The sequence below is a fragment of the Bifidobacterium sp. MSTE12 genome (assembly GCF_000513015.1).
Classification (GTDB): Bacteria; Actinomycetota; Actinomycetes; order Actinomycetales; family Bifidobacteriaceae; genus Bifidobacterium; species Bifidobacterium dentium.
Genome location: NZ_AZYA01000007.1, coordinates 51504 through 76579, shown reverse-complemented (window position 1 = coordinate 76579; position 25076 = coordinate 51504). Strand labels below are relative to the sequence as shown.

Here is a 25076-nt window from a genome sequence, read left to right as displayed (position 1 = left end):
CTTATGATTTATTTGCTAAGTTTCAGACTACCCTCAGCCGCGCCTTGCGCGACGGCTCCGGGATCAGCGCTCCGACTTGACGGCGAAGACCTTCGCCACAAGACGTCCGATGAGGTTGAGGATGAGCACGATGAGGATCAGCACGAGAGCGGCGGCCCAGGCACGTTCCATCGGGATGGTGGTCACGCACGAGGCGTCGGCGGAAGCCGGGCAGTTCGCGTTGAGCTTGGAATATTCCTGGTAGACGTACACCGGAAGGGTGGTCATCTGGCCGGAGAAGAGGTTGACGTTCGTGGAGGCGATGTAGCCTGCGGTCATCAGCAACGGCGCGGTTTCGCCGATCACTCGCGCGACGGCGAGGATCGCGCCGGAAACGATGCCCGGCAATGCGGTACGCAACACGATCTTCGTGATCGTACGTTGCTTGGTGACGCCCAACGCATAGGAGGCCTCACGCAGATCGTGCGGCACGATCTTGAGCATCTCTTCGGAGGACTTGACCACGGTCGGCAGCATCAGCAGGGAGAGAGCCACGGAACCTTCGAAACCGTTGATGGTGCCCGGTCCGATCAGGATCGTGAACATCGAGAAGGCGAACAGGCCTGCCACGATGGACGGAATGCCGCTCATCACGTCGACGAGCAGGGTGATCACGCGGGCGAGCTTGCCACGGTTGGAGTATTCCACCAGATACACGGCGCACATCAGGCCGATCGGGATGGAGATGACCATGGCGCCGAACGTGATCTCCAGCGTGCCGATGATGGCGTGCAGGATGCCGCCGTAACCGCCGGACGGGGTAGGATTGCCGCCGACCACGCCGGTCATGTTATAGCTCAGGAAGTTCAGGTTCAGTCGCTTGACGCCGTTGATGATGGTGGTCAGCAGCACCGAGATCAGCGGAACCAGGGCCACGATGAAAGCGAGGGCGATGAGGACCCTCATCACCAGATCCTTGCGCTTGCGTGCGGCGGTGAAGGAGCGGGTCGGCTTGAACTTGTCGAAGTCGATGACGGGAGCGCCGTCCATCGGCGAAGCGTTGTTTTGCGCGGCAGACATCATGCACTCGCTTTCTCGGTGAGCTTACGGGCGATGAAGTTCACCACGAAGGTAATCAGGAACAGGACCAGGCCGGTGCCGATCAGCACGGAAACGCCAAGATCGTTGGCCTCCGGATACTGGGCGGCGATGTTCGCGGCGATCGTCTGGTTCTGCGAGGCCTGCAACAGCTTGATGGAGTAGTTGAGCCCCGGGGAAAGAATCATGAGCACGGCCATCGTCTCACCGAGCGCACGTCCCAGGCCCAGCATGGAGGCGGAAACAACACCCGACTTGCCGAACGGCAGCACGGCGAGCTTGACCATCTCCCACTTGGTGGCGCCAAGCGCAAGAGCGGCCTCCTCCTGCAGACGCGGGGTCTGCATGAAGATGTCTCGCGACATGGAGGTGATGATCGGCAGAATCATGACGGCGAGCACCACGGCCACAGTGGCGACGGTACGGGAAGGATTGGCGGCCGGGCCTTGGAACAGCGGGATCCAGCCAAGATATTTGGCCACCCAGTTCCAGAACGGGTAGATGGCCGGCACCAGAATCAGACCGCCCCACAGGCCGTAGATCACGGACGGGATCGCGGCGAGCAGATCGACCACATAGCTCAACGCCGTAGCGAGCTTCTTGGGTGCGTAATGCGAGATGAACAGTGCGATGCCGACCGACACGAAGAAGGAAATCAGCAGTGCCAGGGCGGAGATCAGTACGGTACCGAACAGCAGCGGTCCGACGTAGCCCCAGAAGTTTGTGGCCTTGCCGCCGGTGAAGTTGCTGATGGTGGCGCTGTTGGCCTTCTGGTCGCCGCCGATCAGCGGCCACGCACGGAACAGCAGGAACAGCGCGACGGCGGCGAGCACCACGAGGATCAGGATGCCGCAGGCGTAGGCCACGCCCTTGAACACCTTATCCGCGTTCTTGCCGCTTACCGGCTGCTGAGCCGTTTTGCTTTGCGAACTCACGGGTTCTCCTTAACTTGCGTATGTTTACGAGCCTTGCGATTGGATTCCGGACGGCATACCGTAAGTACCGCTTCAGGCCGCAGCCACGTTTTGCTGCGGCTGCGGCCTGAATTATGCGATCAGTTGCCGGTCACCGGAACCGTTCGCTCACTTGGTCTCGATGGCGTCGATGGACTTGAGGACCTTCTGGCGCATGGTGTCGGACAGCGGGGCGGAACCTGCTGCGGAGGCAGCGGTCTGCTGGCCTTCGTCGCTGACCACATAGGTGAGCCAGGACTTGACGAACTTGGCGGTGTTGGCGTCCTTGTATGCCGGGCAGGCGACATCATAGGAGACCAGCACGATCGGATAGGCACCCTTTTCGGTGGTGTTGTGGTCGAGCTTGACGACCACGCGGTTGTCGCCGGTGGCGGACTCGTCGAGCGGGGAGGCATCCACGACCTTGGCGGCGGCTTCGGCGGAGAACGGCACGTAATCGTCGCCGACCTTCACTGCCACGGTGCCGAGCTCACCGGCCTGGGAGGCATCGGCATAGCCGATGGTGCCGTCGGCCTGCTGCACGGTGGAAATCACACCGGAGGTGCCCTTGGCGCCCTGGCCGACCTCGTTCGGCCAGTTCTCGCCAAGCTCGTAGCTCCAGGCGTCGCCGGCGGCATCCTTGACGTAGCTCAGGAAGTTCTTGGTGGTGCCGGACTTGTCGGAACGGTGCACGACGGTGATGTCGAGATCAGGCAGGTCGACCTTCGGGTTCTGCTGCTTGATGGCGTCATCGTTCCACTTGGTGATCTTGCCGTCGAAGATCTTGGCGATGGTCTCGGCGTCCATGTTCAGGGTCTTGCCCTTGCCGGAAATGCCGTTGAGGTTGAACACGACGGCGATCGGGGAGATGTAGACCGGAATGTCGAAGGCATTGCCGGAAGCGCACACGCTCTTGGACTGCTCGACCTCGTCATCGCTCAGGGCGGCATCGGAGCCGGCCCATGCGGTGGCGCCGGTCAGGAAGGTGGAGACGCCTGCGCCGGAGCCGGACGGGTTGTAGGCGACCTTGGCGTCCGGGTTGGTGCCCTGGAAGCCGGCGATCCAAGCCTCGACGGCTGCCTGCTGGGAGGAGGCGCCTGCACCCTGGAAGTTGCCGGACACGGCTTCGGTCGTGGTGCTGGACTTGGCCGAGGAGGAATCGGTGGCGGCGGTGTTGTCACCGCAGGCCGCGACGGAAGCCAGCATCACGATGCCGGACACGGCGGCGATGGAGCGTACGAGAATGGAGTTACGCATTGTTTCTTTTCCCTCTGTCAACATTCTGATGGCGTACGTTGCTAGGTTCATTGTCTGGTGTCGCCATCGTTCTTCATGACAATTTCAAGCCTATTGGCCGTTTGCGGTGCCGGATGCCAAAATCGGTGAACGGTAGATGAACAGTATTCGTCTACTCGTCCCTCACTCGATCGGGGAATCGATCTTGTATCCCAATCCACGCACGGTGGTCAGGTATTTCGGGTGCGCAGGATCCTCTTCGATCTTGGAACGCACACGCTTGACGTGCACATCCAGCGTCTTGGTGTCGCCGACGTAATCGGAACCCCAGATGCGGTCGATGAGCTGGTGACGGGTCATTACGCGACCCTTGTTCTGCATGAGATATTCCAGCAGCTCGAATTCTTTGAGCGGGAAGAACACGTTCTCACCGCGCACGCTCACCTCATGCTGGCCGATCTTCATCGAGATGTCGCCGCACACGAGCGGAATATCATCATCGGAGGCGCTGTCGGATTCGGCGACCATCTGATTGCGGCGCAATACCGCGCGGACGCGGGCCAGCAGTTCGCGGAAGGAGTACGGCTTGGTCACATAGTCGTCCGCACCGATCTCCAGACCGACCACCTTGTCGATTTCCGCGCTTTTGGCGGTCAACATGATGATCGGCACACGGCTTTGCTCACGAATCCTGCGACACAGCGCGGTACCGTCGAGACCGGGAAGCATCAGGTCGAGCAGTACCAGATCGACGCCTCCCTGGGTGAACAGTTCCAGCCCGTCCTCGCCGGTGGCTGCGGCGGACACGTCATAGCCTTCGCGAGTGAGCTGGTAGACCAGCGGTTCTCGATACGATTCCTCGTCTTCGACGATCAGAATACGTGTCATCAGTGGTTCTCCTCCGTGTTCTCTGTAGTGTTTGGATGCTTCTCTTCAGTCTTGGTTTCCGCATTTCCCCGAGATTCCGGCGCATCCCCGGCCTCCGGCAGCGTGATGGTGAACGTGGACCCCTCCCCTTCGCGAGACCACACGGTGATGGTGCCGCCGCAATCCTGCACGCAATGCTTGGTGATGGCCAGACCGAGTCCCGTGCCGCCGGTTTCGCGCGAGCGCGCCGGATCCACGCGGTAGAAGCGTTCAAAGATGCGGTCGAGCGAGGAGGCCGGAATGCCGATGCCCTGATCGACCACACGGATGGTGACCTTGCCGCCCTCATGCCCTATGCCGACCGCCACGGTGGTGTTCATCGGGGAATAGTTGACGGCATTCTCCACTAGGTTCTTCACGGCGGTTTTGATGGTTTCGTGGTCGGCATCGACGAACACGTCCGCTTCCCCGCCTGATGATGCGGTGGCGTCACCCGCCATGCCGGCACGCAACGACACCGGCCTGCCGTTCAGCGACAGAGCCAAGCTGATACGCTTCGATTCGGCCTTCACCTGGTTCTCACCGATCGCCTCGCGCGCGATCCGTAACACGGAAAGACGTTCCGCATTCAGCATCGCGGCCGCGCTCTGCGCCTTCTGCAGGTCGATCAGACGGTGCACCAATTCTGTCAATCGTTCGGATTCCTTCGAAATGCGGCCCGAGAAATACCGCACCGCATCCGGATCGTCGGCGGCGTCGCCAATCGTTTCGGCAAGCAGCGAAATCGCACCTGCGGGAGTCTTCAGCTCATGCGAAACGTTCGTGACGAAATCGCGGCGCATGATTTCAAAACGACGCTGCTCGCTCATGTCGGAAATGAAAATCGCGAAACTGTCGTCGGCTATCTGTCCGACGCGCACATGCAGGTACAGGGTGTCGGCGGGCAGGGTCTTGCCGGCTTCCAGCCCTTTGCCGTTCGTATTCTTCGCGGCGGCGCGGGCGGCGCGGTCGAGAGGAATCGCCAACTCACGTTCGCGCACCACGCTGTCCGCGGAAACCAGCTTCAGAATGTCACGGATCTCGGCAAGCGTCATCGCACTGTCTTCGATCAAGCCGAAACGCTGCGCACCCGGCGAAACGTATTGCACCGTAGCGAGCGCGTCGGTGACGATCAGCGCCTCCGGCATGACGGCAATCAGCTGGCGTTCCGTCTGTTGCACGGGCACGCGCGGGCCGAACAGCGACGTGTTCTTCGAAGCCCCGAACGTGCTTGGATCGTTCGGCGCCGGGCCATCTTCGAAAGCCCGGCCGAAGCGGTATGCGACCGACGCAACGGCCGCGATCACCATAACCGCCGCAACGGCGAGGAGCACCCATTGCCCTGACGTCATGCGTTAACCCTCCGATAATCCAGTATTCTTCTTCAACAGTAGCGGGTTGACGGGTGCATTCGCGCATGCGATTCCCGCATGCCATCGGAAGTTTCCCCATCGTTCATCTTCATGGAATCGGCGGTTCCGGAATATGAGATGGCCCGGCTCCCCTGCCGATATGCGGGTCAGGAGTCGGGCCTGGCGACCATGCCAAGGATTGGCGGTACGTAAGGATTGGCGGCTACATGCGCCTGATGATGTTCACCGTAAGCCTCGCCGCAGTGTCGGCGTATTCGGAGATGTCGAAGGCCTTGAATTCCTCATAGTCCGTGTCGGCGTTGTCGGACAGCGCACGGATGACCAGCGCAGGCACGTCGTTACGGGCGGCTACATGCGCCACGGCGGCACCCTCCATTTCGACCGCGTCGGCGCCGGTCTCACGCACGACCTGCTCGACCTTGGCCGGATCGTCAACGAAATAGTTGCCTGTGGCGATGATGCCGACGATATGCGTGATGCCGAGGTCGGTCAGAGCCTGGTCGGCAAACGCGATCAGACGTTCGTCGGAATGGAACTCCTGCACCGGGGCATCGGCGGTGCCGGGCTTCCACTGGCCGACCAGACGCATATCGGTGTCGAGATAGCGCAAGGTACCGCCGAGCACCACGTCGTTGACATGCAGGGACGGGTTGAGATTGCCGGCGATGCCGGAGAAGATCACGGCATCCGGATGACCGACGTCGATCAGATGCTGCGTGGTGGCCGCAATGTTCACCATGCCCATGCCGCCAACGGTGGCGATGATGTCGCATTCGGCGCCCCTGTCGGTCATCAACGTGCCGCGTGTAATGGTGAGGCCGGCTTCGTCGGTGACGGCGACGTCGTCCAGAGCGGCCGCGATGTGCGCGACTTCCTCATCCATGGCGCCGATGATGGCGATTGCGGTCATGTATCTTCCTTTCCATGTGGCCCTCCCTCTGACGCGGGAGATGGCAGAGGAAGGAGGCTGACGAGTTACTTCCAGCGACGTTCGCTGACGGCGTGGGCGAGTTCACGCAGGAGCCGCTCGGTGGTGTCCCAGCTCAGGCATTTGTCGGTGATCGACCGGCCATATACGAGCTGGTCGAGCGGAGCCGCCTTCTGGTTGCCGCCTTCAATGAAGCTTTCCATCATGATGCCGGTGATGCCTTCCTCACCCTGCGCGATGCGGCCTGCGATATTGCGCACGACCTCGGCCTGACGATGCTCGTCCTTGCCGGAATTGCCGTGTGAGCAGTCCACGATCAAACCATGCGCGGCCGCGGAGTCAGCCGGCATCTCGCCACGAATGGTCTCCATGGCCTTGGCGATCGAGGCGGCATCGTAGTTCGGTCCGCTGCTCGAGCCGCGTAGCACCACGTGGCAATCCGGATTGCCGAGGGTTTTGACCACGGCGGCCCGGCCCAAGTGGTCGATGCCGAAGAAGGTATGCGTCTGCGCGGAAGCGAAGCAGGAATCGGTCGGCGCCTTGATCGAGCCGTCGGTGGCGTTCTTGAAGCCGATCGGCATCGAAAGGCCGCTCGCCAACTGGCGGTGCACCTGGCTTTCGGTATTACGTGCGCCGATTGCACCCCAACTTACCGCATCGGAAATGTACTGCGGGCTGGTCGGCTCCAAAAACTCCGTCGCGGCCGCCAATCCTTCATCAAGCACACCGAGCAAGGTGTGGCGGGCCAACAGCAGACCTTTCTTGATATTGCAGGAGCCGTCGATGTCCGGATCGTTGATCAGACCCTTCCAACCGACCGTGGTGCGCGGCTTCTCGAAGTACACGCGCATCACAATCAACAATTCACCGCCCAGCTCGTCCTTCAATCCGGCAAGACGGCGGGCGTAATCAAGCGCAGCCGCAGGATCGTGCACGGAACAGGGGCCGACAATCACCAGCAGACGGTCGTCCTGGCCATACAGGCAAGCGCGAATCTCATCGCGAGAATAGGCGACGATCTCCTGGGCCTTTTCGCTCAACGGCAGCTCCCCCAGTACCTGAGCCGGGGTGGGCAGCACTTCGAATTCAAGCACACGGCGGTTCACGATGCGGCTGATGCCGACCTGATCCTCCCAACGTGGCACGTCCGTGGCGACTAGTGGGTTCTTGCCCTCGTCCATCGCCTGCCGGATGGCGCGAAGTTCCTCCGGCGTATTCAGCTGCTGCTGCATGTGTCTCTCCTTGGTCACTGTCTTCCCCAAGAATAGCAATCACGGCGCAAAACAGGATGCTCAATCTGCCGACGCTGGGCCCCGCCTCAGCGTCGGTGGTTTGGATGTTTCCTCAATCTGCCGACGGTGGGCGGCTGTCACCGTCGGTGGTTTGGGTGCCTTCTCAAACTGCCGACGGTGAGGCGGGGCCCAGCGTCGGTGGATTGAGGAAGGGTTATTTGGTGAGATTGCGGCGGGCGGTAACGGCGTCGGCGAGAGTGTGCAGCAGCTGATCGGTACGCTCCCACGGCACACAGGCGTCGGTGATGGACTTGCCATATTCGAGCTGGCTGAGCGGGGCCGGCTTCTGATTGCCGGCCTTCAGGAAACTTTCCATCATGATGCCGAGAATGCCTTGTTCGCCGGACGCGATACGCGCGGCAACGTCTTCAACCACCTCGGCCTCGCGCACCTCATTCTTGCCGCAGTTGCCATGGGCCGCATCGATGATCAGACCATGTTCGCTCGGACCGGACGCCTTGGAGCCCTTCAGATCGACCAGCGCCTGCGCCACGGATGCGGCATCGCAGTTCGGTCCATGTGAAGAGCCGCGTAGCACCAGATGACAGTCGGGATTGCCTTTGGTTTCGGCGGAGATCACACGGCCGTCAAGGTTGATGGATAGGAAGTGATGCTCGAACGCGGCGGCGAAACAGGAGTCGGCGGCCGGTTTGATGGAGCCGTCGGTGGCGTTCTTGAAACCGATCGGCATGGACATGCCGGAAGCGAGTTCGCGGTGCACCTGGCTTTCGGTGTTGCGCGCGCCGATCGCACCCCAGCTGATCAGATCGCAGATGTACTGCGGGGTGATCGGGTCAAGCCACTCGGTCGCGGCAGGCAGACCGAGGCTCAGCACATCGGTGAGTACCTTGCGTGCGAGCCACATGCCCTTGCGAATATTGAACTGGCCGTCAAGATCAGGATCGTTGATCAGGCCCTTCCAACCGATGGTGGTGCGCGGCTTCTCGAAATACACGCGCATCACGATGACCAGGCGATCCTCAAGCTCTCGCTTGACGGCGGCCAGCTTTTCGGCATACTCGTGCGCGGCCTTCGGATCATGAATCGAACAGGGACCGACGATGGCGAGCAATCGATCGTCACGACCATGCAGCACGTCGCGAATCTCCTGACGGGAGGTGAGCACGAGATCGCTCATCTCGTCGGTGAGGGGCAGTTCCTTGAGAAAATATCGAGGGGCGGGAATCGGGTCAAGCTGTCGAATGTTGACATCCACGGTCTCCGGAAACACGGCGTGGTCATCCAACAGCCGTGCATCCTGTGAACTATCCGGACCGCGAAGACCTGACATCGCTTCCACTCCTCCTTGACGAATCTGCGTATGCATGAACTCATATGAGTTACCGAAGTCAGATTAATGGATGGGAACGGAATATGAAAAACGCCGACTGCATGGTGGGACAGTCGGCGTTTCCTCGTTGCGCGCCTTGCGTCTTGCTTATTGGGCCAACGCGCCCATCGGATCCCATGCGGGGAGCATCTGGGCTGGCCCTTCAAGCGCCTTGAGGTACTCGTCGGGCAGGAGAGCCTTCGGCACGGCGACTTCGTAGACGTACTCGGTGAACCAGTCGTCGCTCATGGTGAAGTAGCCCTTGTCGGCGATCTTGTCGCCCCAAGAGTTCTCCACACGCCAACGGCGGGTGGTGCGACCGTCGTCAGCCACGTCCACGCCAACGAACGCCATGGCATGATTCATCGCAGAGTCGGCGTAGCGCACGCGAGCTTCCTTGTCGAGGTCGAAATCGACGTCGTACACCCTGCCGTATTCGAACAGGTCGGTAGCCCATGCACCGTTCTCACGGTCCATCATCGGATGGCAGTCGGCACCGAACCACACCGGAATGCCCTGTTCTTCGAGAATGCGGCGCACGCAATCCTTCATGAACTGGTTCGGCACGTTGAGATATTCGGTCGGGTCTCCCCCGGCCACATTGCCCAAATGCTCGATGCCGATCTTCCTGCCCTTGGCATGCTCCTGACGCGGATCGTCCACCAGGCACACATAGCTCTCCAGATCGGCGGAACCCACATACTTGTTCCAGAATTCGACCGGCGTGATCTCGCCGTCACGATGGAATTCGCCGTCCTGGTCGGTCCACTCCCAGTCGAAGCTCTTCGGCGGCTCGCCCAGATGAATCGTCAGAATGCGGTGCCCGGCGGCGGTGGCCGAATCGATGACCGACTCGATCGAAGCGGGGTCGGCGTACATGTGCGCCACGGCGGTGTGCAGCATGCGGCGCAGCTGCGTGTTCATCTCACCGGTGTTCTTGGAGGATTCGGTTTCCGGGAACAGGTCTTTCGGTACGGCGCCATACTTCTTGTACACGTTCATGGCCATGGTCCACTGGCCGCCGTCGCCCATCACGTCATGCAGCAGATGCTGCACAAGGCGGGAATCAGCCGGTTCGCCGGCTGCGATCAGCGCGGCCATGTCGTTCAGGAAGTAGTTGACGCGCTCGAGCTTGTCGAAATACATGGCATAGTTCTGCGAAAACTCGAACTCCTTCAGGCCCATGTTCTTCTTGGCAACGAAGCGGGCCACGTTGAGCGAGCTGAATAGCCAGCATCGGCCCGAACGGTCCTGATGCGTGGCGGTGCCGTTATCCACGATGGTGGAGAAACGGCGCTGCAGCAGGCGTGCACGATCATAGTTGCGCGCCACCTTGTCGATGCCCGCTGCGGTGACGGCGTTCATGGCCATACGATTATGTTCGCTTGCCTCAAAGGAGGCGTCGAGCGACGCCAATGCATCATTATTCAACGGCGTGATTTCAGCCATCATGCTCCTTAGTCATATCGTTATCGGCTCCGTGCCGATTCCCATTTCCATGACGATGCCACGAATAAACGGCACCTGCCGTCATGAACAGGTGCCGTACCTTCATCGCCATCGAGTCTAGTCGATGATTCGATGCCGCCGAGCGATTACCGCTCGTCATGCTCCTCGTCGGTCTCACCATCCGCGTGCTCAGCGGATTCCACAGATTCGGCAGATTCCACAGTTTCGGCAGATTCCACGGATTCGGCAGATACCTCAGTTTCGGCAGATACCTCAGATTCAGCGGATTCCACGGATTCGGCGGATTGCGTGACTTCGTCGCCCTGCTGCGCCTCATCGGCGACGTCCTCATCGAACGTCGCGGCCGGTTCCTCCGAATTGTCGTCAGCGCCCTCACCGTCCACGGCGTTGACCACGGACAGGTTGGATGCGCCGAATCCGGAGAAGGCGTTGGCGAACATGGCACGCAGTTCGCTCACACGCTGCGTGATCTGCGCTTCGCGGGTCTGCAGGTCGGCGATGCGCTTCTGCACGCCGTCGAGCTCGGCCTTGGCCGCTTCACGGCGTTCGTTGATCTGTTCGTCGGCGTCCTCGGTAGCCTGCTTGACGATGCTTGCGGCCTGGGCATCGGCCGTGTTCCGCCTGTCGGAAGCGTACGTATCGGCCTCTTCGCGGGTATTCTTCGCCTCGGCGATCAGCTCATCGGCCTGCTGCTTGGCGGCTTCACGACGTTCGGCCAGATCGGCCAGCAGCTCATTGACCTTCTTGGTGGCCTCATCCTGCTGGGCGGAGATGTCGGCGCGAATCTGCTCGACCTCGGCGTTCACCTGGCTCATGGTCCTGGTGCGGTGCACTTCGGCCTCATCGGTGATCTCCTGCGCCTTGGCCTTGGCGGTGTCCGTGATTTCCGCCGCACGACGCTGCGCATCGGTCATCATCTTGGAAACCTGCTCGCGCACATCGGCGAGCTTCTTGTTGGCATCGGCCAGCGCGGCCTCGATCTGATCGTTGGTCTCGCTTTTGAGTCGGGCGATCTCCTCATTGGCGCTTTTGCGCTGTGCGGCGATCTGCTCGGTGGCTTCCGCGCGCATATCGGAAATCTCACGCTGCTGGGAAGCACGTTCGGAGGCCAGACGCTTATCATGCTCCTCGCGGGAATTCGTCAGCTCCAGATCAACGGTCTGACGCTGTGCCGTTACGGTCTTCTGCGCTTCGCTGCGCAGACGGTCGGCGTTACGCTGCGCGTTGGTGGTGATGGATTCGGCGTCGGCCTTGGCCTTGGCGAGTGCGGCGGTCGCCTTCGCATTGGCATCGTCCATGATGCGCTTGGAATCGATCTTGGCGTTGTTCAACAGGGTTTCGGCCTGCAACTGCACGGTGGCACGGGCCGCTGCGGCGTCTTTCTTGGCGCGTTCAAGCAGTTCGGCGCTCGTCTGCTCGGCGGAGCTCAGCATCTGCTGCGCGTTGGCACCCAGCGATGCGAACGAATTCGGATTGGCCTTGCGATTCTTCTCCTCCTGCAGCTGCGCCTGAAGCTGCAGAATGGTCTGGTCATCGGCCTGCACCTGCTCGCGAAGACGGTTCACCGTCTCCTGAGCGGCGGCGAACGCCTCGTCGACCCTATCTTTGTCGTACCCCCTCAACACGATTGGGAACTGGTCCACCATGGTGCTTTCCTTTCGCGAATTCCCTCTTTGACGCTCACCTTCCGAGCCCTGTCCGTTTGCACTTTAGCGCACCCGGAACACGAAACTCACGGCAGTCGCATAATTCTCACACAGAGAACAGGAATCTCCCAGAAATCGTCCACGTCATCCCAACAGAATGTCGCCGGATGAGGGTTGCAGATGGTACCGTACGGTTTCGCGAATCACGTCGCGACCGGCGGCGATCTGCTGGGCGAGCGACAGCCCATGCTGCGGATGCGGCTGCTCGTTGACGATCGGCAGGCTGACGAAGCCCGACAGAATGCGCCTGTCCTGCCGTGCCGACCAATCCAGCAGATGATAGAACAGCGAGTTGCACACGAAGGTGCCGGCATCAGAGCTCAGGGTCGCGGGAATCTCATGTTTGGCGAAATCCTTGAGGATCGACCGCAGCGGCAGGCGCGTCCAGTAGGCGGCCGGACCTTCCGGATTAATCGGCCTGCGGCTCGGGATCACATTGTCGGCGTCGGGCTTGGCCGCATCCATAAGATTCGTGGCGCAACGTTCCAGCAGAATGCCCCGGGACGAACGTTTCAGGCCGGTTGCGATGATGATGTCCGGCTGCGCCTTCTCGATGGTGTCCAGCAATGCGGGCCATGCATTGGCGAAACTGACCGGCAGCATGACGGTCGAAATGGCCACGTCGACGTCCTGCAGGAGATCGTCGCAGCCCGCCTCGTCCGCGGACGGATCCCGCCACCGTTCCGCAAGCGCCTGCGGCACCAGCATGGCGGGGTTCACGTCGACGCCTTCATACGGGTCGAAACCGGAGATGACGATATTGATCTGCTGCATGGTATTCAAGTGTACGTGTTCCGGATGTGCGGTGTTGTTCGCCTACGGCCGGAGCCCTCAGCGACGGTGCATTTCGGCCGCGGCTTCGGCGAACACGGCACGCATGCGTGCCTTGGCCTCCTGTTTGGCCGTATCGTCGCCCGCAATGGCTGCGGGGCGTCCGGTCAGCTTGGCCGCAATGCCTTCGGCAATCGGCATATCGGCCTGCGTGGTGATCTTGAGGTTCGTTTCGGACCCTTCCACGATGGCGACCGGCGTATCGGGCAGATAGTCCACGACCACTCGGGTGTCGTCGGTCGGATGGAAGCCGGGGTCGGCCGCGGCCAGTTCGTACGCCTTGTTGATGGTGTCGAAGCGGAAGGCCTGCGGGGTCTGCGCACGGAAGGTGTCCGGCCGGTCGGGCACGGCGCGCACCACCTTGCGGTCGCCGAGATCTTCGGTCAGCAGCACGGTGTCAGTGGAGGCGAAGGCCACGGTGGCCGCCTCGAATCGGTCAAGCGCGTCGATGCAGCCGTCGATGGATGGCTGGGCCACGAACGGACGTACGGAATCATGGATCAGAATCTTCGCATCTGCCGGAATTCCGGCCTGCTTCAGCAGATCCAACGCCGCCAGCGTACTGTCCACACGTTCCTCGCCACCGGGGACGATGGCCCTCACCTTGCCGTAGCCGTTCTCGTCGATCAGCGCGTTGACCATGTCGTTCACCCGCGCATTCACCACGACGATGATGTCGGAAACCCGTGGATTGTTCTCGAAGGCCTCGATGCTCCAGCATACGATCGGCTTGCCACCCACCGATACGAGCTGCTTGGGGTTGCTTTCATCGAAACGGGTGCCGAATCCGGCGGCCAATACCACGGCCACTACGGGCGCGGACTGCGCCTGCCTCTGTTCTCTCTCTGTCATAGATTCCACCGTAAAACCAAGGGGCATTGCCGCAACGCCCTCCATTCATCTTCTGCACGCAATCCGCAACAGCGGCGACGACTATTCGCGTACGATCAGCGCCAGCATGCGCCCTTCGTGCCGTTTGCCGGCGAGCGCGGCACGGCGATGCGAGAACCATAGCGGATTCTCGAGCGTGCACAGGCTGCGGCGGATGTTCCTGAAGCGTTCCGACAGTTGCGGTTCTCCTTCGCCGTCGCTCTGGCAGAGCATGGCGAGTTCCTCGTCTTCGCTCAGATATTGGGTGGCCGCATTGACGCGCGGGCGGGAGGAGACGATGTTGTCGGCCGGCACGCCTGCCTTGGCGAGCTCCTGCAGGGCGGCTGCGGCGATGTCGATGCCCGGCTGCCCGAAACGGCTCAGCGTGAACGTTCCCGGGAACTGTGCGTCGAATTCGTCGGCGATGTCGCCGCCCACTTCGTAGCAGTCGCCGCAGATGCAGGGGCCGAGCGTGGCGACGATGCGTTCCGGCTTTGCGCCTTTGGCGGCCATTGCGCCGATGGTGGCGCCGATCACGCCTTGCTGCAGGCCGCGGCGGCCGCAGTGCGCGGCGCCGATCACGCCGGCCTCGGGGTCGGCCATGAGTACCGGCAGGCAGTCGGCGGCGAACATGCCGAGTGCCACGTTCTTTTGGGAGGTCACTTGGCCGTCGGCTTCGATTACGGCCGGTTCCCCTGCGGTGTCGTCAACGGTTCGCGCGGTGTCGGCCTTGGTACCGGACACGTCGAATCCGAACGGACGGTTCAGCACGAACGCCTCGTCCACGTCCACCGCGTTGCCGGAATGCACTTGGCTGACGAGGCTGATCTTCGCGCCGAGCGTGGCAGCGAGCGCCATGCGGTTGGCGAGTACGTGTTCCGGGTTGTCTCCGGTTTTGCCGCCGAGGTTGAAGTGCGCGAAGTCACCTTCGCTGGCACCGCCGAGTCGCGTGGTATAGACCACCGTGATGCCGGGGGCCAGCATGATCGGGATGGTCACCGGAATCGGGTTGCCGTCTTTGTCGGTGGGGTCGATGGCGTTGGAATTGAGGATCGCGTCATCGTACTGTTCGTTGCTCATGTCACATTCCTTGATTACTTGCGATTGCTGGGCTTACTACCGTTTTTTCGGCCGATTATTCGGCTTTGAGCGTCGGCTGTTTCGTACGCGAGCGAATGGCGGCGTTGACGGGCACTTCCTGCGGGCATGGCATGGAGAAGACGTGCGCCGGATTGTTGATGGCCTCCACCCAGTGGCCGTCGGCGTCGCGGAATCCTCCCGCGGGCACGGTATAGGCGAGGGGCGCGGCCCCGGGCAGCACGAATTCGACGTTCTGGCCTGCCTCGATCTTGTTGCGGCTCATGATGGTCACGCGTCCGCCGTCTTCCGGACTCCAGGAGAGCACTTCGCCGACGACGAGCCATGCGCGGAAGTAGGCGGAACGGTCGGTGCTCTGCCGCACCTTGTGTTCCGGATAGTAGAATCCGGTGGAATAGTCGCGGTGGGCCACCTTGTCAGGTTCGTCGAGCAGCCAGTCCGGCAACGTGATGTGCCTCGCCGGGCGCACGCCGGCGTGATACCAGCCGTCCGGCAGCACTTCGGCCGCCGTATTCGACTTGCGGCGCGTGCTGCGCGCGTGGTAGCTCAGGTCTTCCGGCTCGGTCGTGATGGTGCCGGCGACCGGAACGGTATCGATATCCGGTTTACCCGCGAATGCGCCGTCGGCATTGCGCATGATCGCATCGTTGATTTCCGGCTTGCCGTACTCCGGATCCGAGGGGCGGATCACGCGATCGCGGAAGGGTTCCAGCATATTGCCGTCCGTATCCTCGAAGCCGCGTTGCACCATGTATTCGTTGACTGCCGTCTTGTAGGCGTTCGTCATTGCGGCGATGTAATACGCGCTCTTGGAGCGGCCTTCGATTTTGAGGCTCGTCGCGCCGGAGTCGATGAGATCGTCGATATGGGCGAGCATGTTCATGTCCTGCGAGTTGAACAGGTACGCGCCCTCTTCGGTCTGTTCGATCGGGAAGTACTGGCCGGGGCGTTTCTCCTCCACGATCGAATACTTCCAGCGGCATGGCTGCGCGCATTCGCCATGATTGCCGTCGCGGCCGGTCAGATAGTTGGAGAACAGGCAGCGGCCGGAAAACGCCATGCACATGGCACCGTGCACGAAGCATTCGATGTCGAGGTCGTCGGGGATGCGTGCACGGATGTCGCGCACGGCCTGCAAGTCCATTTCACGGGCCAGTACCACTCGGCGCGCACCCAGCTCGTAAAAGGCGTTCGCGGCCTGATAGTTGGTCACGCCGGCCTGCGTGCTCACATGCAGTTCGAGGTTCGGCGCGATGTGTTTGGCCATGAGCATCACGCCGATGTCGGAGACGATCAGCGCGTCCACGCCGGTGTCTTTCAGCTGGCCGAGATATTCGCGCATCGCCTCGACCTCGTTGTTGCGCGGCAGCACGTTGAAGGTCACGTAGACGCGGGCGCCACGTTCATGTGCATAGCGCGCGCCTTCTTCGAAATCCTCAAGGCTCAGATTCTTCGGTGCGCTTCGCATGCCGAACGCCTTGCCGCCGCAGTAGACGGCGTCCGCACCATAGTCGACGGCCGTTTTGAGTCCTCGCAGGTTGCCCGCCGGAGCCAATACCTCAGGCTTGTTTCTTCTTTGCACGAATGTTCCTCTTACTCGCCGCCTACGCGGTTTTCTTTCGATTCAGACCATCTGTCATTCTCGTAGATTCACGGGACAGGCGGCAAACGCCATGCGGATCGCAGAAATGACGGGTCGAAGCGTGGACTCGATTCCGGTCGGAGATTTTACATACCCGAAAAGGGAACGGCACCAACGCCGTACCCCGGAACCGTAACGTTCGTTCCATGAATGTGGGAATTCTTATGTGGCGACGTACCAGGCCTTTCGACATGGCCTCCGCCCTTGAAGTGTTTTCCTTGGCGCTGAACGAGAACGGCAAGGTCTTCATCGTGCCCATGGAATCCGGTTGCATAACCGGATCCCAACCCATATGTGCATTCGATGAGGCCTGCCGTTGTTGCTCGATTCTGGTGATTCCGGGGTTTTCCTCATTCGAAATCGGCACGGTCCCCCAAGCGAGAGAGCAGGAAATCACGCTCCTTCAGCATGCGCACAGCCAGGGAACCACATTGGTCTCGCTATGCACCGGAGCCTTCTGGCTGGCGTCCTGTGGCATGCTTGACGGTAGGATCGCCACCACCCACTGGCAGTACTGCGAACAACTCGGCGAGCAGTACCCCGCAATCAATGTGAGGCACAATGTCCTGTACGTACAGCAAGACAACATCTGGACCTCCGCAGGCGCCAGTGCGGGAACGGATGCATGTCTCAGCATCACCCGTCAACTACTCGGCGACGCGATCGCCGAATCGGTATCCAAACAGATGGCGGTGACGCTGGAACGCAGCGGAAGCCATATCCAGATCGCCGATGCCACCTCTTCGTCACAACACCGGTTCGACAGCGATCTGGACCACCTACGCATGCTGTTCCTCGCGCATCCGGAGCATCCATGGAAAGCAGGCGACCTCGCCGCGGCATTGGGAATGTCCGTAAGGACCTTGGAACGAAAATTCAAGGAATGGGGAACCACTCCCCATCAATGGATATTGCGCGAACGACTTCTTATGGCGCAGTCTCTTCTCATATCCACGACCATGCGCATCGATTCGATTGCCCATGCCGTCGGTTTTTCGGATACCGACCTTATGAGACGTCATTTTCTCCGGCTTTTCGGCATGACGCCCCACCAATTCCAACTCCGAAACGAACGGAGCCGTTTGGCGGATTCCTCAGGAAACCCACCAAACGGCACACTCCGTCAATAGCCCCGGAAACGCCTTGTTCTTAAGCCTTCCGACAGCCCATCGTCATTTTCTCCGTCGCATGCGGCGACGATGAACCGCGGCACCCACCGCCACCAGCATCGTCGGATACAGGATCCACCATGTGAAGCCGGTCAGGATAATGCCGCATAGGACCAGCGACAGCAATGCGATCAACCAGGAGGCACCTGACACCCCGCCTTCGTTCCGCTCGCTGATGATGAATGCGATGATGGACACGACGTACAGCACGATGAAATCCTGGCTGACGATGCCCACCAGGTTATCGGCCTTGAGATGCAGAAGCCCGGCGATGACGATAACGCCCGTATAGATGACCTGCATGGCGATCAGCGCATTGACGGGCACGCCATTGCGGTTGGTCTTCGTAAAGATGCCGGGAAGCAGTCCGTTGCGCCCAGCCGAGAAGGTGAGCCGGCTTGCTCCCAGAACCCATGAGTTCGCGTTGGCGAGAATGGCGATGACGATGAGCACCGTGATCACGGCTTTCCAATCATCGGGCAGCAGCGAGGTCAGGCCGGAAGCGCCTGTGATGTGCGTACCGGCGATTTCAGCACCGTTGACCACGAACGCCAGCGCCAAATACAGCGCGGATACCACTGCGAAACTGATCCAATAGGTCATTGGAATGTTGCGTTTGGGGTTGCGAAACTCCTCCGCGCTGAAGGACATGTTCTCCCAGCCGAGAAACGCCCAGACGATCAGACCCGCTCCGGAAATCAGGCCGGACAGGTCGAATCCGGTCGTGATCGACGGCAGCTCGCGGATGCCGAGGACCAGCAAATCAAGATGCGTGCCGACCAATATGCAGATCAGTGCCGCCATCATCCACAGCGAGATGGTATTGATCAATGCCGTCAGGCGTGTACCAAGCAGATTGACGATGGTGGACGCCAGCAGAATCATCAACGCGCATACGAGTCCCCATGGATATTGCGCAATATCGAACAGGCTGCACACGTAGGCGCCGCCGACCCATGCCAGTGCCGGAATGCCAATCGCATACGTTCCCCACAAAAGAACGGAGGTCGCATCCGCGGCCCAAGGGCCGAAAGCGATGCGAGCGTACTCGGTAAGCCCGGCGGCCGTAGTGTAGCGACTGCCGAGTCTGCTGAAAATAGCGACCATCGGAACCATGGCCAGGATGACGGCAAGCCAGCTGGCGATCGCCATCCGGGATCCGACCGCGGCAACCACGATACCGGGCAGGCCCAGCATGCCCGAGCCAAGCACCATACCGACCGCCAGCGCGACGCCGCGTGGCAAATTGATTTCCTTGTTAAGACCAGCCATGACGTTCTCCTCTCTTGTATGGCTACAAGACCCATTACGCCATGGATTCCCTTGCGGCAACACCCGCAAATGCGTCAATCAACCGGAAAATCGCGTCATATCGGCTCATCCCAACTCTCGGGCGACCGCCGCCAGTACGTCCACGGCGGCGGCGAACTCCTCCGGCGTGGTGTAGGAGTAGCTCAGGCGCAGGGAATTGTCGGCTGCGAAATCGTAGATGTCACCCGGATTAAGCAGTACGCCGCGTTCCGCGGTCTCCTGGAACAGGCGATTCATGCGCATCGAACGGTCGAAGGTAAGCCAGATGTAGAAGCCACCATGCGGCGTGGTCCAATGCGCAAGTCCCGACATCGTCTTGCGCAACGTCTCCAATGCGCGGTCACGCCGCCGACGAAGCTCGATCTTCAATCCCGCAACGTATTCGTCGTACAGACCGGAACTCAGGAAGCGGGTGAACGTCCACTGGCTCAGGACGCTCGCGCCGTAGTCCATCTGCATCTTCACGTCGGCGAGGCGTTGCACGATCGGCTCGTTCGCCACGATCCAACCGATGCGCAGTCCCGGAGACAGCGCCTTCGACGCACTGCCGAGCGTAATCACCATGCCGGTCTCGTCAAGCGCCTTCAACGGCAGTGGCGCTTCACCGTCGAATACCAGGTCGCGGTAGGCACCGTCCTCGATGATCGGCAGACGGTTGGCCACGCAACATGCGATCAGTTCATGCCGCCGCCGCTCGCTCATGGTGATGCTTGTCGGATTATGATTGGTCGGAATCGTGTACAGAATGGCGTTCTCCGCATGCTTCCTCGTTGTGGCCGACGGCAGATGGTCGGATGGCAGGCCGGATGATGACGTTACGGTCTCCTGCCCCAGCAACAGCCGTTGCAACGCGGCCACATCCAAGCCGTCGGCATCCATCGGCACGCCTTTCAGACGCATGCCGGCCGATTGGAAGATCTGCAACGACTTGACGTAGCTCGGCGATTCCGCATAGACGATGGAGTTCGCCGGCAGCAGGCTCATGGAGATCATCTGCAACGCCTGCAATGCGCCGCTCGTCACCAGCACCTGCGCCGGCGTGCATTCGATGCCCGTGGCGCACATGTGTGCGGCGATCGCCTCACGCAATGCGGGCAGTCCTTCCGGCGGCGGGTAGCCGAGCGAATCGATCTCGTTCGCCGCCTCGCCGAGCACCTGCTTCCACATGGCTTTGGGAAAAAGCCGTGAGTCGAGTTCGCCGGTGCCGATGCGGGTCATGTTCGGCACGAATTCGTAGCGGTTGATGGCTTGGATGGTGGCGTTGTTCGCCCTGAAAAAGCCGGAGCCCACATAATCGGCCCAGTCCGGCGCGCCTGGCAGCATCAGCGACCACGTATTGCTGACGATTCTCGTGCCCGCGCCATGCTGCCCTTCGACGATGCCGTAATCCGACAGTTCGTTGATGGCCGCGATGATGGTGGAACGGTTCACGCCGAACCATTCGGCCAGGGCACGCTGCGACGGAAGCCTCGAACCGATGGCCCAGTTGCCGCTCGACACCTGTTCGCACATGTAGTCGACGATCTGCTCGGTGATGGGCCTGTCGGATTCACGACTCGGCTTCCAGTCGATGTTCAGTGGGGCGACACGTGCCATGACCCTCCTTGCGGTCGATTCGGCCAAGTTGGTCGCTTGGTTGGACCAACTTCAAGACTTTGGCTGGTTGTCTACTGTAATTATGCCTCTAAGATAATCACTAGTTTAAGCGCATATCTTTGCGATATAAGGATGAAACACCCTTTTTATGCGATGACGATTTGGCTGAGATTGGTTGGATGAAGGAAAACCAGCCAAACGTTTTTGGGTGAGAATGCTGAGGTTGTTATGGGATTGTTTTTGCAGGGTCTCACGCTGGGATTGGCGTATACCGCACCGATCGGCATGCAGAATCTGTTCGTCATCAATTCGGCGCTGACCAAGCCGCGCCGACGTGCGTTGCTGACCGCCCTGATCGTATTGGTCTTTGATGTTTCGCTGTCGTTGTCATGCTTCTTCGGCATCGGCAAGCTGATGCAACGTTACGACCTGCTGCGCCTGGGTGTTCTGGCCGTCGGCGGGCTGGTCGTGCTCCATATCGGTGCGGGATTGCTGTTCGCCAGAAAGCATGGCCAGTCTTCCGACAATATCGCTCAGTCCCGTAATACGGCGCATCAGGTGGCATCACGCTTCGGCGGCGATAACGAACTGCTGAGCACCATCATCACCGCCGGTGTGGTGACATGGCTCAACCCGCAGGCCATCATCGACGGCACGCTGATGCTCGGCGCCTTCAGCGCCACGCTCACCATGTCGCAGTCCACGCCGTTCATCACGGGCGTGGAAATCGCTTCCGCACTATGGTTCATCGGGCTTACGCTGCTGATTTCAGTGTTCAGCCATAAGTTCAGCCCGAAGGTCATCGGCTTCATGAACCGGGCGTGCGGTGCCGTGGTGATGCTCTACGGCATCAAGCTCCTCGCGGACTTTGCCATCGCCATCCTGTAAGCCCGCTGCCTTTTGCCGTCTTTGGCGCCGCAAACCCGTACCGCAACCATGCTGATTACGGCTGCGAAAGACGTCAAAAGGCAGATCGACGGAGACGCTCAGCCGAGGAAGGCAAGCTCCTCATCGGTGAGCTCAAGCTCATCGGCCTTCAGGGAGTCGAGAATGGTTTCGGGGCGGTGCGCTCCCGGAATCACGAACATATGATCACCCTTGGCAAGCTCCCAAGCGAGCACTACCTGCTGGTAGCTCACGTCATGCTTGGCCGCTACCTCACGGAACGGGTCGAACAGGTGCTCATCATACGGATGGCGATACCCGCCGAGCGGGCTCCAGCATACGAACGCCAGGCCGGCCTCGGCGCAGTAGTCCAGCGTATCCTGCGTCTCCAGGTGAATCGGGGAATACTGGTTCTGCACGGCTACGAGCTTGTCGCCGAGAATCTCCTGCGCGATCTTCAACTGCTCGATGCTCACGTTGGAAACGCCCGCCCACTGGGCCACACCCTGATCGAGCAATGCCTTGATGCCTTCGCAGGATTCGTTGTACGGCACTTCCGGATCATGACGGTGCAGGTACAGCAAGTCAATCGAATCGACGCCGAGCGCCTGCGCGGACTGCTTGCCGTATGCGATGAGATGCTCCGGCTTGCCATCGCGCGGCCACACCGGCTTGTCGCCCTCCCACGCACGACGAAGACCGACCTTGGTGGCCACGGTGACCTCGTCGCGCGGGCCATGCCAGGTTTCCAGGGCCTCACGCACCAGCTTTTCACCGGTCTGTTCCTCCTCACCCGGAGTGTAGTAGGCCCAAGCGGTGTCGATATGGCGGCAGCCTGCGTCCAGTGAGGCGTGCAGCGTTTCGATGCCGATGTCATGGCCACGGTTGTTTTCGATGGTCAGCGGCATTTCACCGTGACCGATGGCAGTGGTGCGGAACGGTCCGAGATTGCGGAACAGAGTCATGTCTTCTCCTTCAAAGAAGCCTTGTCTTACCAGCATGGATTTCTACGGAAATCCATGCCCTCCAACAGCAAAGCCTACCAATCGCCCTAGGCGAAAGGCAGGCTTTCCATACGCGGTCTCAGTGGCCGATCAGCGTCCGCCGAACGAGCCGCCGCCACCGCCACCGGACGAACCGCCGAAGCCGCCACCGGAACCACCGGAGAAGCCGCCACCGGAACCACCGCTGGATGATGACGGCGCAGTCGCGGCCATGGTGGAGCGAATGTCGGAGAAGCTGGAATTCAGCTGCGCTCCGAAATCGCCATAATTCGCGCTGAACGCCGATGCATCGAACGATCCGGCCGCCGAAGCGAAAGCGGAACCCGACGTGAGTGAATACGAACGGCACGGCCAGTACAGGTACGAGGACGCGGCGTTCTGATCCAACCATTCCGGATCGGTCACCTCAGGGTAGGCCTTGGCCAACTGCGCGGCGGCCTTCGCGGAAATGCCGAACGCCGTCGCATATACCATGTAACGACCCCACAGGGTCAGGTCGAGTACGTTGCGATCGGTGAAATCGCTGAAATCCTCCAAGTAGTTCTTCAACCCCTGCACCTGACCGGCATACTGCTGCCCCGCCTCGGTGATGGCGGTGGAACGCGTGATCTTGATGATGAATATCGACACCACCATGATCGGCAGGCATTCCACAAGCGCCAACGCCAACTCGCTTCCCGAACTGACGAACCTGACCGTCATGACAAGACTGAGCAGAACGCCAAACACGCCGCACATACGCGCACCGTAACCGGTGCTCTGCGTGGCACCAAGCCTGCCGAATTCCTTGTCGCAGGCTCTGTCGAAGGCTTCCTGCAGTTTGTAGGCCTTGCTGTACTTCCCCAATGCGCTCTTCATGGCCTTGAGATCGTAGACCCTGCTGCCGGTCAGCGTTGCGGCCTTGACCAGAATGTCCAGTGCGGCCCGCTCGGATTGGCTGAGATTCAATGATTCGACATTGTCGTAGACCACAGGCAAAATCACCACGGTGCTGGACTTGCGCAGCTCCGATTCCTTGCCGTTCGAAGCGATCATCGCCGCCAACGTCGTTGCGCTGGTAGCGGACATGTCATAACCGACATACAGCTCCGCAGGTCCGGGATAGATGGCGATTGCCCCCTTTGAGGCCAACGACATGACGGTCGAACTCATCTGGCGGTTACGAATGCTCGAGTCCCTCCCGCCAAGTCCGGACGGTCCGGCCAACACCCCCATCAGCTTGGCCGCGCTGGCCGGAGACATGTCCGGCGGGTCACGCCAATACTCGAGGCCACCATGGTATTGCGATGCCCTGATGCTGCGAATGGCGCCAATCATGCCCAGTATGCACAATATGATGCCGAGCGCGCCCGTGACCACCCAGCTCAATACGCGCATTCTGGCGGAGTGACGTTGTTCATCACGCCATTCCTTCTCGTCCTGCGTTTCGATCTTCATGAACGTGCTCTTGGCGTCCTTGCCCGACGTGCGCGCCACATTGCCAGCCAACGTGGAATCGAACATGGCCACGATGTCAAGATAATCGCCCGATCGTATGTCATCGGCGGAGAACACGAGCGAACCATTCTTGCCGCGATCGGTCGAATTCGCACGCGTGACGTGCAGCCAACCCCACGTGTTCTTGCTGGTGGCGCCATCGGGGAAGGTGAGCGTACCGGTCACTTTACCGATCGGAATCCGGTTCTTCTTGCCGAACGGCTCCCACTGCATGGCGGTGACGTCCTTGTATTTCGTAACCGCATTCTTGAAGGTCATGCTGACGTCGAACTTCAGGCCGCTGGCCGACGAAATCGAGGGAATGTTCCAGCCGATTTCCACGGTACGATGCTGGGCGGAAGTGGCGGCGGAATCGGATTTCAACTCCCGTTCCACCCGGGCCGTAGTCGATTCGCCATTACCGTTGGAATGCTTTGCCGTGAACCCTTGCGTCTGCGGGTCATAGGGTTGCGGATTGGAATCACCCTGGGTCACGTCGGCGATATACCACTGCCCGGCATGCTGTTCGTTCCATTCCAGCTTGGAATAGTTGCTCGGAATGGCAATGCTTCCCTGCGGATATTCCTTGCCGGTGAACGGGTCGGATACGCTGATGTCGGTGATGTTGGTGATCGCATCTTCGGAAAGATCATACTGCTGGTACAGCTGCTTCCATGGACGTTCATAGTCGTCATCGCTGCGATCGCGAAGCGTCACATCGATATGCTGCGTGATCTTCAAATCGCCGTCGGCCGTAATCTGTGCATCCAGATCAAGCGTTTTGTAGCTCATATCGGGCTCGTCGCCGTTGGCCTCGAAGACCACGATGATGCCACCCACCACTATTACGCTGACGATTATGGCGGTGATGGCGCTGGTAAGCATGTGTCTGAACTTCATCGGCACTCCTTTCCGTGTGAAGC

Annotated in this window: 20 protein-coding genes; 2 read left to right on the top strand and 18 right to left on the bottom strand. The window is 60.6% G+C overall.

Annotation, left to right across the window (positions count from 1 at the left end; translation table 11 throughout):
• Nucleotides 1-63 precede the first annotated feature (63 nt).
• The 14 genes from pstA to HMPREF1494_RS01030 form a co-directional block, all read right to left on the bottom strand.
• Nucleotides 64-1062, bottom strand: coding sequence for a phosphate ABC transporter permease PstA (pstA, locus tag HMPREF1494_RS01095; RefSeq protein ID WP_034518625.1), 999 nt, complete (start codon nt 1060-1062; stop codon nt 64-66).
• On the bottom strand, nt 1059-2012 hold the full coding sequence (gene pstC / locus HMPREF1494_RS01090) for a phosphate ABC transporter permease subunit PstC (RefSeq protein ID WP_003837446.1): 954 nt from the start codon (nt 2010-2012) through the stop codon (nt 1059-1061). The genes pstA and pstC overlap by 4 nt, the downstream gene beginning before the upstream one ends.
• A gap of 147 nt (nt 2013-2159) precedes the next feature.
• A complete protein-coding gene (gene pstS, locus HMPREF1494_RS01085) occupies nt 2160-3287 on the bottom strand; it encodes a phosphate ABC transporter substrate-binding protein PstS (protein WP_012901871.1) in 1128 nt (375 codons plus the stop codon).
• Nucleotides 3288-3449: 162 nt separating this feature from the next.
• Entirely contained in the window at nt 3450-4154 is a 705-nt protein-coding gene (locus HMPREF1494_RS01080) for a response regulator transcription factor (RefSeq protein ID WP_034518622.1), read from the bottom strand.
• Nucleotides 4154-5524, bottom strand: coding sequence for a sensor histidine kinase (locus HMPREF1494_RS01075; protein ID WP_034518619.1), 1371 nt, complete (start codon nt 5522-5524; stop codon nt 4154-4156). The genes HMPREF1494_RS01080 and HMPREF1494_RS01075 overlap by 1 nt, the downstream gene beginning before the upstream one ends.
• Before the next feature lie 223 nt (nt 5525-5747).
• Entirely contained in the window at nt 5748-6455 is a 708-nt protein-coding gene (mtnN, locus tag HMPREF1494_RS01070; RefSeq protein ID WP_034518616.1) for a 5'-methylthioadenosine/S-adenosylhomocysteine nucleosidase, read from the bottom strand.
• Between the two features lie 65 nt (nt 6456-6520).
• Nucleotides 6521-7705 carry a 3-deoxy-7-phosphoheptulonate synthase gene (locus HMPREF1494_RS01065; protein WP_034518614.1) on the bottom strand — a complete coding sequence of 395 codons (1185 nt, stop codon included), beginning with the start codon at nt 7703-7705 and terminating at the stop codon, nt 6521-6523.
• A gap of 214 nt (nt 7706-7919) precedes the next feature.
• Nucleotides 7920-9056, bottom strand: coding sequence for a 3-deoxy-7-phosphoheptulonate synthase (locus HMPREF1494_RS01060; RefSeq protein WP_065468781.1), 1137 nt, complete (start codon nt 9054-9056; stop codon nt 7920-7922).
• 147 nt (nt 9057-9203) lie between these two features.
• Entirely contained in the window at nt 9204-10544 is a 1341-nt protein-coding gene (locus HMPREF1494_RS01055; RefSeq protein WP_034518607.1) for a C1 family peptidase, read from the bottom strand.
• A 146-nt stretch (nt 10545-10690) separates the two neighbouring features.
• Nucleotides 10691-12211, bottom strand: coding sequence for a cell division protein (locus HMPREF1494_RS01050; protein ID WP_034518603.1), 1521 nt, complete (start codon nt 12209-12211; stop codon nt 10691-10693).
• A gap of 144 nt (nt 12212-12355) precedes the next feature.
• Complete coding sequence (locus HMPREF1494_RS01045) at nt 12356-13045, bottom strand: pyroglutamyl-peptidase I (protein ID WP_034519194.1); 690 nt, start codon at nt 13043-13045, stop codon at nt 12356-12358.
• Nucleotides 13046-13102: 57 nt separating this feature from the next.
• The gene (locus HMPREF1494_RS01040; protein WP_034518600.1) at nt 13103-13954 is read right to left on the bottom strand and encodes an IspD/TarI family cytidylyltransferase; all 852 of its coding nucleotides are present in this window, start codon (nt 13952-13954) and stop codon (nt 13103-13105) included.
• Between the two features lie 81 nt (nt 13955-14035).
• Nucleotides 14036-15052: a polyphenol oxidase family protein gene (locus HMPREF1494_RS01035; protein ID WP_003837468.1), complete on the bottom strand. Its 1017-nt coding sequence runs from the start codon at nt 15050-15052 to the stop codon at nt 14036-14038.
• 55 nt (nt 15053-15107) lie between these two features.
• Nucleotides 15108-16652, bottom strand: a complete 1545-nt coding sequence (locus HMPREF1494_RS01030; protein ID WP_034518596.1) for a peptidase U32 family protein — start codon at nt 16650-16652, stop codon at nt 15108-15110.
• A 224-nt stretch (nt 16653-16876) separates the two neighbouring features.
• Here HMPREF1494_RS01030 and HMPREF1494_RS01025 point away from each other — a divergent pair, with 224 nt between their 5' ends.
• The gene (locus HMPREF1494_RS01025; RefSeq protein WP_231495286.1) at nt 16877-17842 is read left to right on the top strand and encodes a GlxA family transcriptional regulator; all 966 of its coding nucleotides are present in this window, start codon (nt 16877-16879) and stop codon (nt 17840-17842) included.
• A 42-nt stretch (nt 17843-17884) separates the two neighbouring features.
• Here HMPREF1494_RS01025 and HMPREF1494_RS01020 read toward each other — a convergent pair whose 3' ends face one another.
• Together HMPREF1494_RS01020 and HMPREF1494_RS01015 are read right to left on the bottom strand one after the other, a co-directional pair.
• On the bottom strand, nt 17885-19153 hold the full coding sequence (locus HMPREF1494_RS01020; protein ID WP_034518590.1) for an APC family permease: 1269 nt from the start codon (nt 19151-19153) through the stop codon (nt 17885-17887).
• Nucleotides 19154-19258: 105 nt separating this feature from the next.
• Nucleotides 19259-20788: an aminotransferase-like domain-containing protein gene (locus HMPREF1494_RS01015; RefSeq protein WP_034518586.1), complete on the bottom strand. Its 1530-nt coding sequence runs from the start codon at nt 20786-20788 to the stop codon at nt 19259-19261.
• 228 nt (nt 20789-21016) lie between these two features.
• Between HMPREF1494_RS01015 and HMPREF1494_RS01010 the strand changes: the two genes are divergently transcribed.
• Nucleotides 21017-21676 carry a LysE/ArgO family amino acid transporter gene (locus HMPREF1494_RS01010; RefSeq protein ID WP_034519191.1) on the top strand — a complete coding sequence of 220 codons (660 nt, stop codon included), beginning with the start codon at nt 21017-21019 and terminating at the stop codon, nt 21674-21676.
• Nucleotides 21677-21774: 98 nt separating this feature from the next.
• Here HMPREF1494_RS01010 and HMPREF1494_RS01005 read toward each other — a convergent pair whose 3' ends face one another.
• Entirely contained in the window at nt 21775-22638 is an 864-nt protein-coding gene (locus HMPREF1494_RS01005; RefSeq protein ID WP_003845103.1) for an aldo/keto reductase, read from the bottom strand.
• A gap of 129 nt (nt 22639-22767) precedes the next feature.
• Nucleotides 22768-25053 carry a DUF2207 domain-containing protein gene (locus HMPREF1494_RS01000; RefSeq protein WP_034518581.1) on the bottom strand — a complete coding sequence of 762 codons (2286 nt, stop codon included), beginning with the start codon at nt 25051-25053 and terminating at the stop codon, nt 22768-22770.
• Between the last annotated feature and the right edge of the window lie 23 nt (nt 25054-25076).

Bases quoted from the DNA above. Each gene is read 5' to 3' on its own strand.
- HMPREF1494_RS01040 (WP_034518600.1), bottom strand. From the start codon at position 13,954: ATGACAGAGAGAGAACAGAGGCAGGCGCAGTCCGCGCCCGTAGTGGCC.
- HMPREF1494_RS01015 (WP_034518586.1), bottom strand. From the start codon at position 20,788: ATGGCACGTGTCGCCCCACTGAACATCGACTGGAAGCCGAGTCGTGAA.
- HMPREF1494_RS01060 (WP_065468781.1), bottom strand. From the start codon at position 9,056: ATGTCAGGTCTTCGCGGTCCGGATAGTTCACAGGATGCACGGCTGTTG.
- HMPREF1494_RS01080 (WP_034518622.1), bottom strand. From the start codon at position 4,154: ATGACACGTATTCTGATCGTCGAAGACGAGGAATCGTATCGAGAACCG.
- HMPREF1494_RS01020 (WP_034518590.1), bottom strand. From the start codon at position 19,153: ATGGCTGGTCTTAACAAGGAAATCAATTTGCCACGCGGCGTCGCGCTG.
- HMPREF1494_RS01025 (WP_231495286.1), top strand. From the start codon at position 16,877: ATGTGGCGACGTACCAGGCCTTTCGACATGGCCTCCGCCCTTGAAGTG.
- HMPREF1494_RS01045 (WP_034519194.1), bottom strand. From the start codon at position 13,045: ATGCAGCAGATCAATATCGTCATCTCCGGTTTCGACCCGTATGAAGGC.
- mtnN (WP_034518616.1), bottom strand. From the start codon at position 6,455: ATGACCGCAATCGCCATCATCGGCGCCATGGATGAGGAAGTCGCGCAC.
- HMPREF1494_RS01035 (WP_003837468.1), bottom strand. From the start codon at position 15,052: ATGAGCAACGAACAGTACGATGACGCGATCCTCAATTCCAACGCCATC.
- HMPREF1494_RS01005 (WP_003845103.1), bottom strand. From the start codon at position 22,638: ATGACTCTGTTCCGCAATCTCGGACCGTTCCGCACCACTGCCATCGGT.
- HMPREF1494_RS01065 (WP_034518614.1), bottom strand. From the start codon at position 7,705: ATGCAGCAGCAGCTGAATACGCCGGAGGAACTTCGCGCCATCCGGCAG.
- pstS (WP_012901871.1), bottom strand. From the start codon at position 3,287: ATGCGTAACTCCATTCTCGTACGCTCCATCGCCGCCGTGTCCGGCATC.
- HMPREF1494_RS01050 (WP_034518603.1), bottom strand. From the start codon at position 12,211: ATGGTGGACCAGTTCCCAATCGTGTTGAGGGGGTACGACAAAGATAGG.
- HMPREF1494_RS01075 (WP_034518619.1), bottom strand. From the start codon at position 5,524: ATGACGTCAGGGCAATGGGTGCTCCTCGCCGTTGCGGCGGTTATGGTG.
- HMPREF1494_RS01055 (WP_034518607.1), bottom strand. From the start codon at position 10,544: ATGGCTGAAATCACGCCGTTGAATAATGATGCATTGGCGTCGCTCGAC.
- pstA (WP_034518625.1), bottom strand. From the start codon at position 1,062: ATGATGTCTGCCGCGCAAAACAACGCTTCGCCGATGGACGGCGCTCCC.
- HMPREF1494_RS01000 (WP_034518581.1), bottom strand. From the start codon at position 25,053: ATGAAGTTCAGACACATGCTTACCAGCGCCATCACCGCCATAATCGTC.
- HMPREF1494_RS01010 (WP_034519191.1), top strand. From the start codon at position 21,017: ATGGGATTGTTTTTGCAGGGTCTCACGCTGGGATTGGCGTATACCGCA.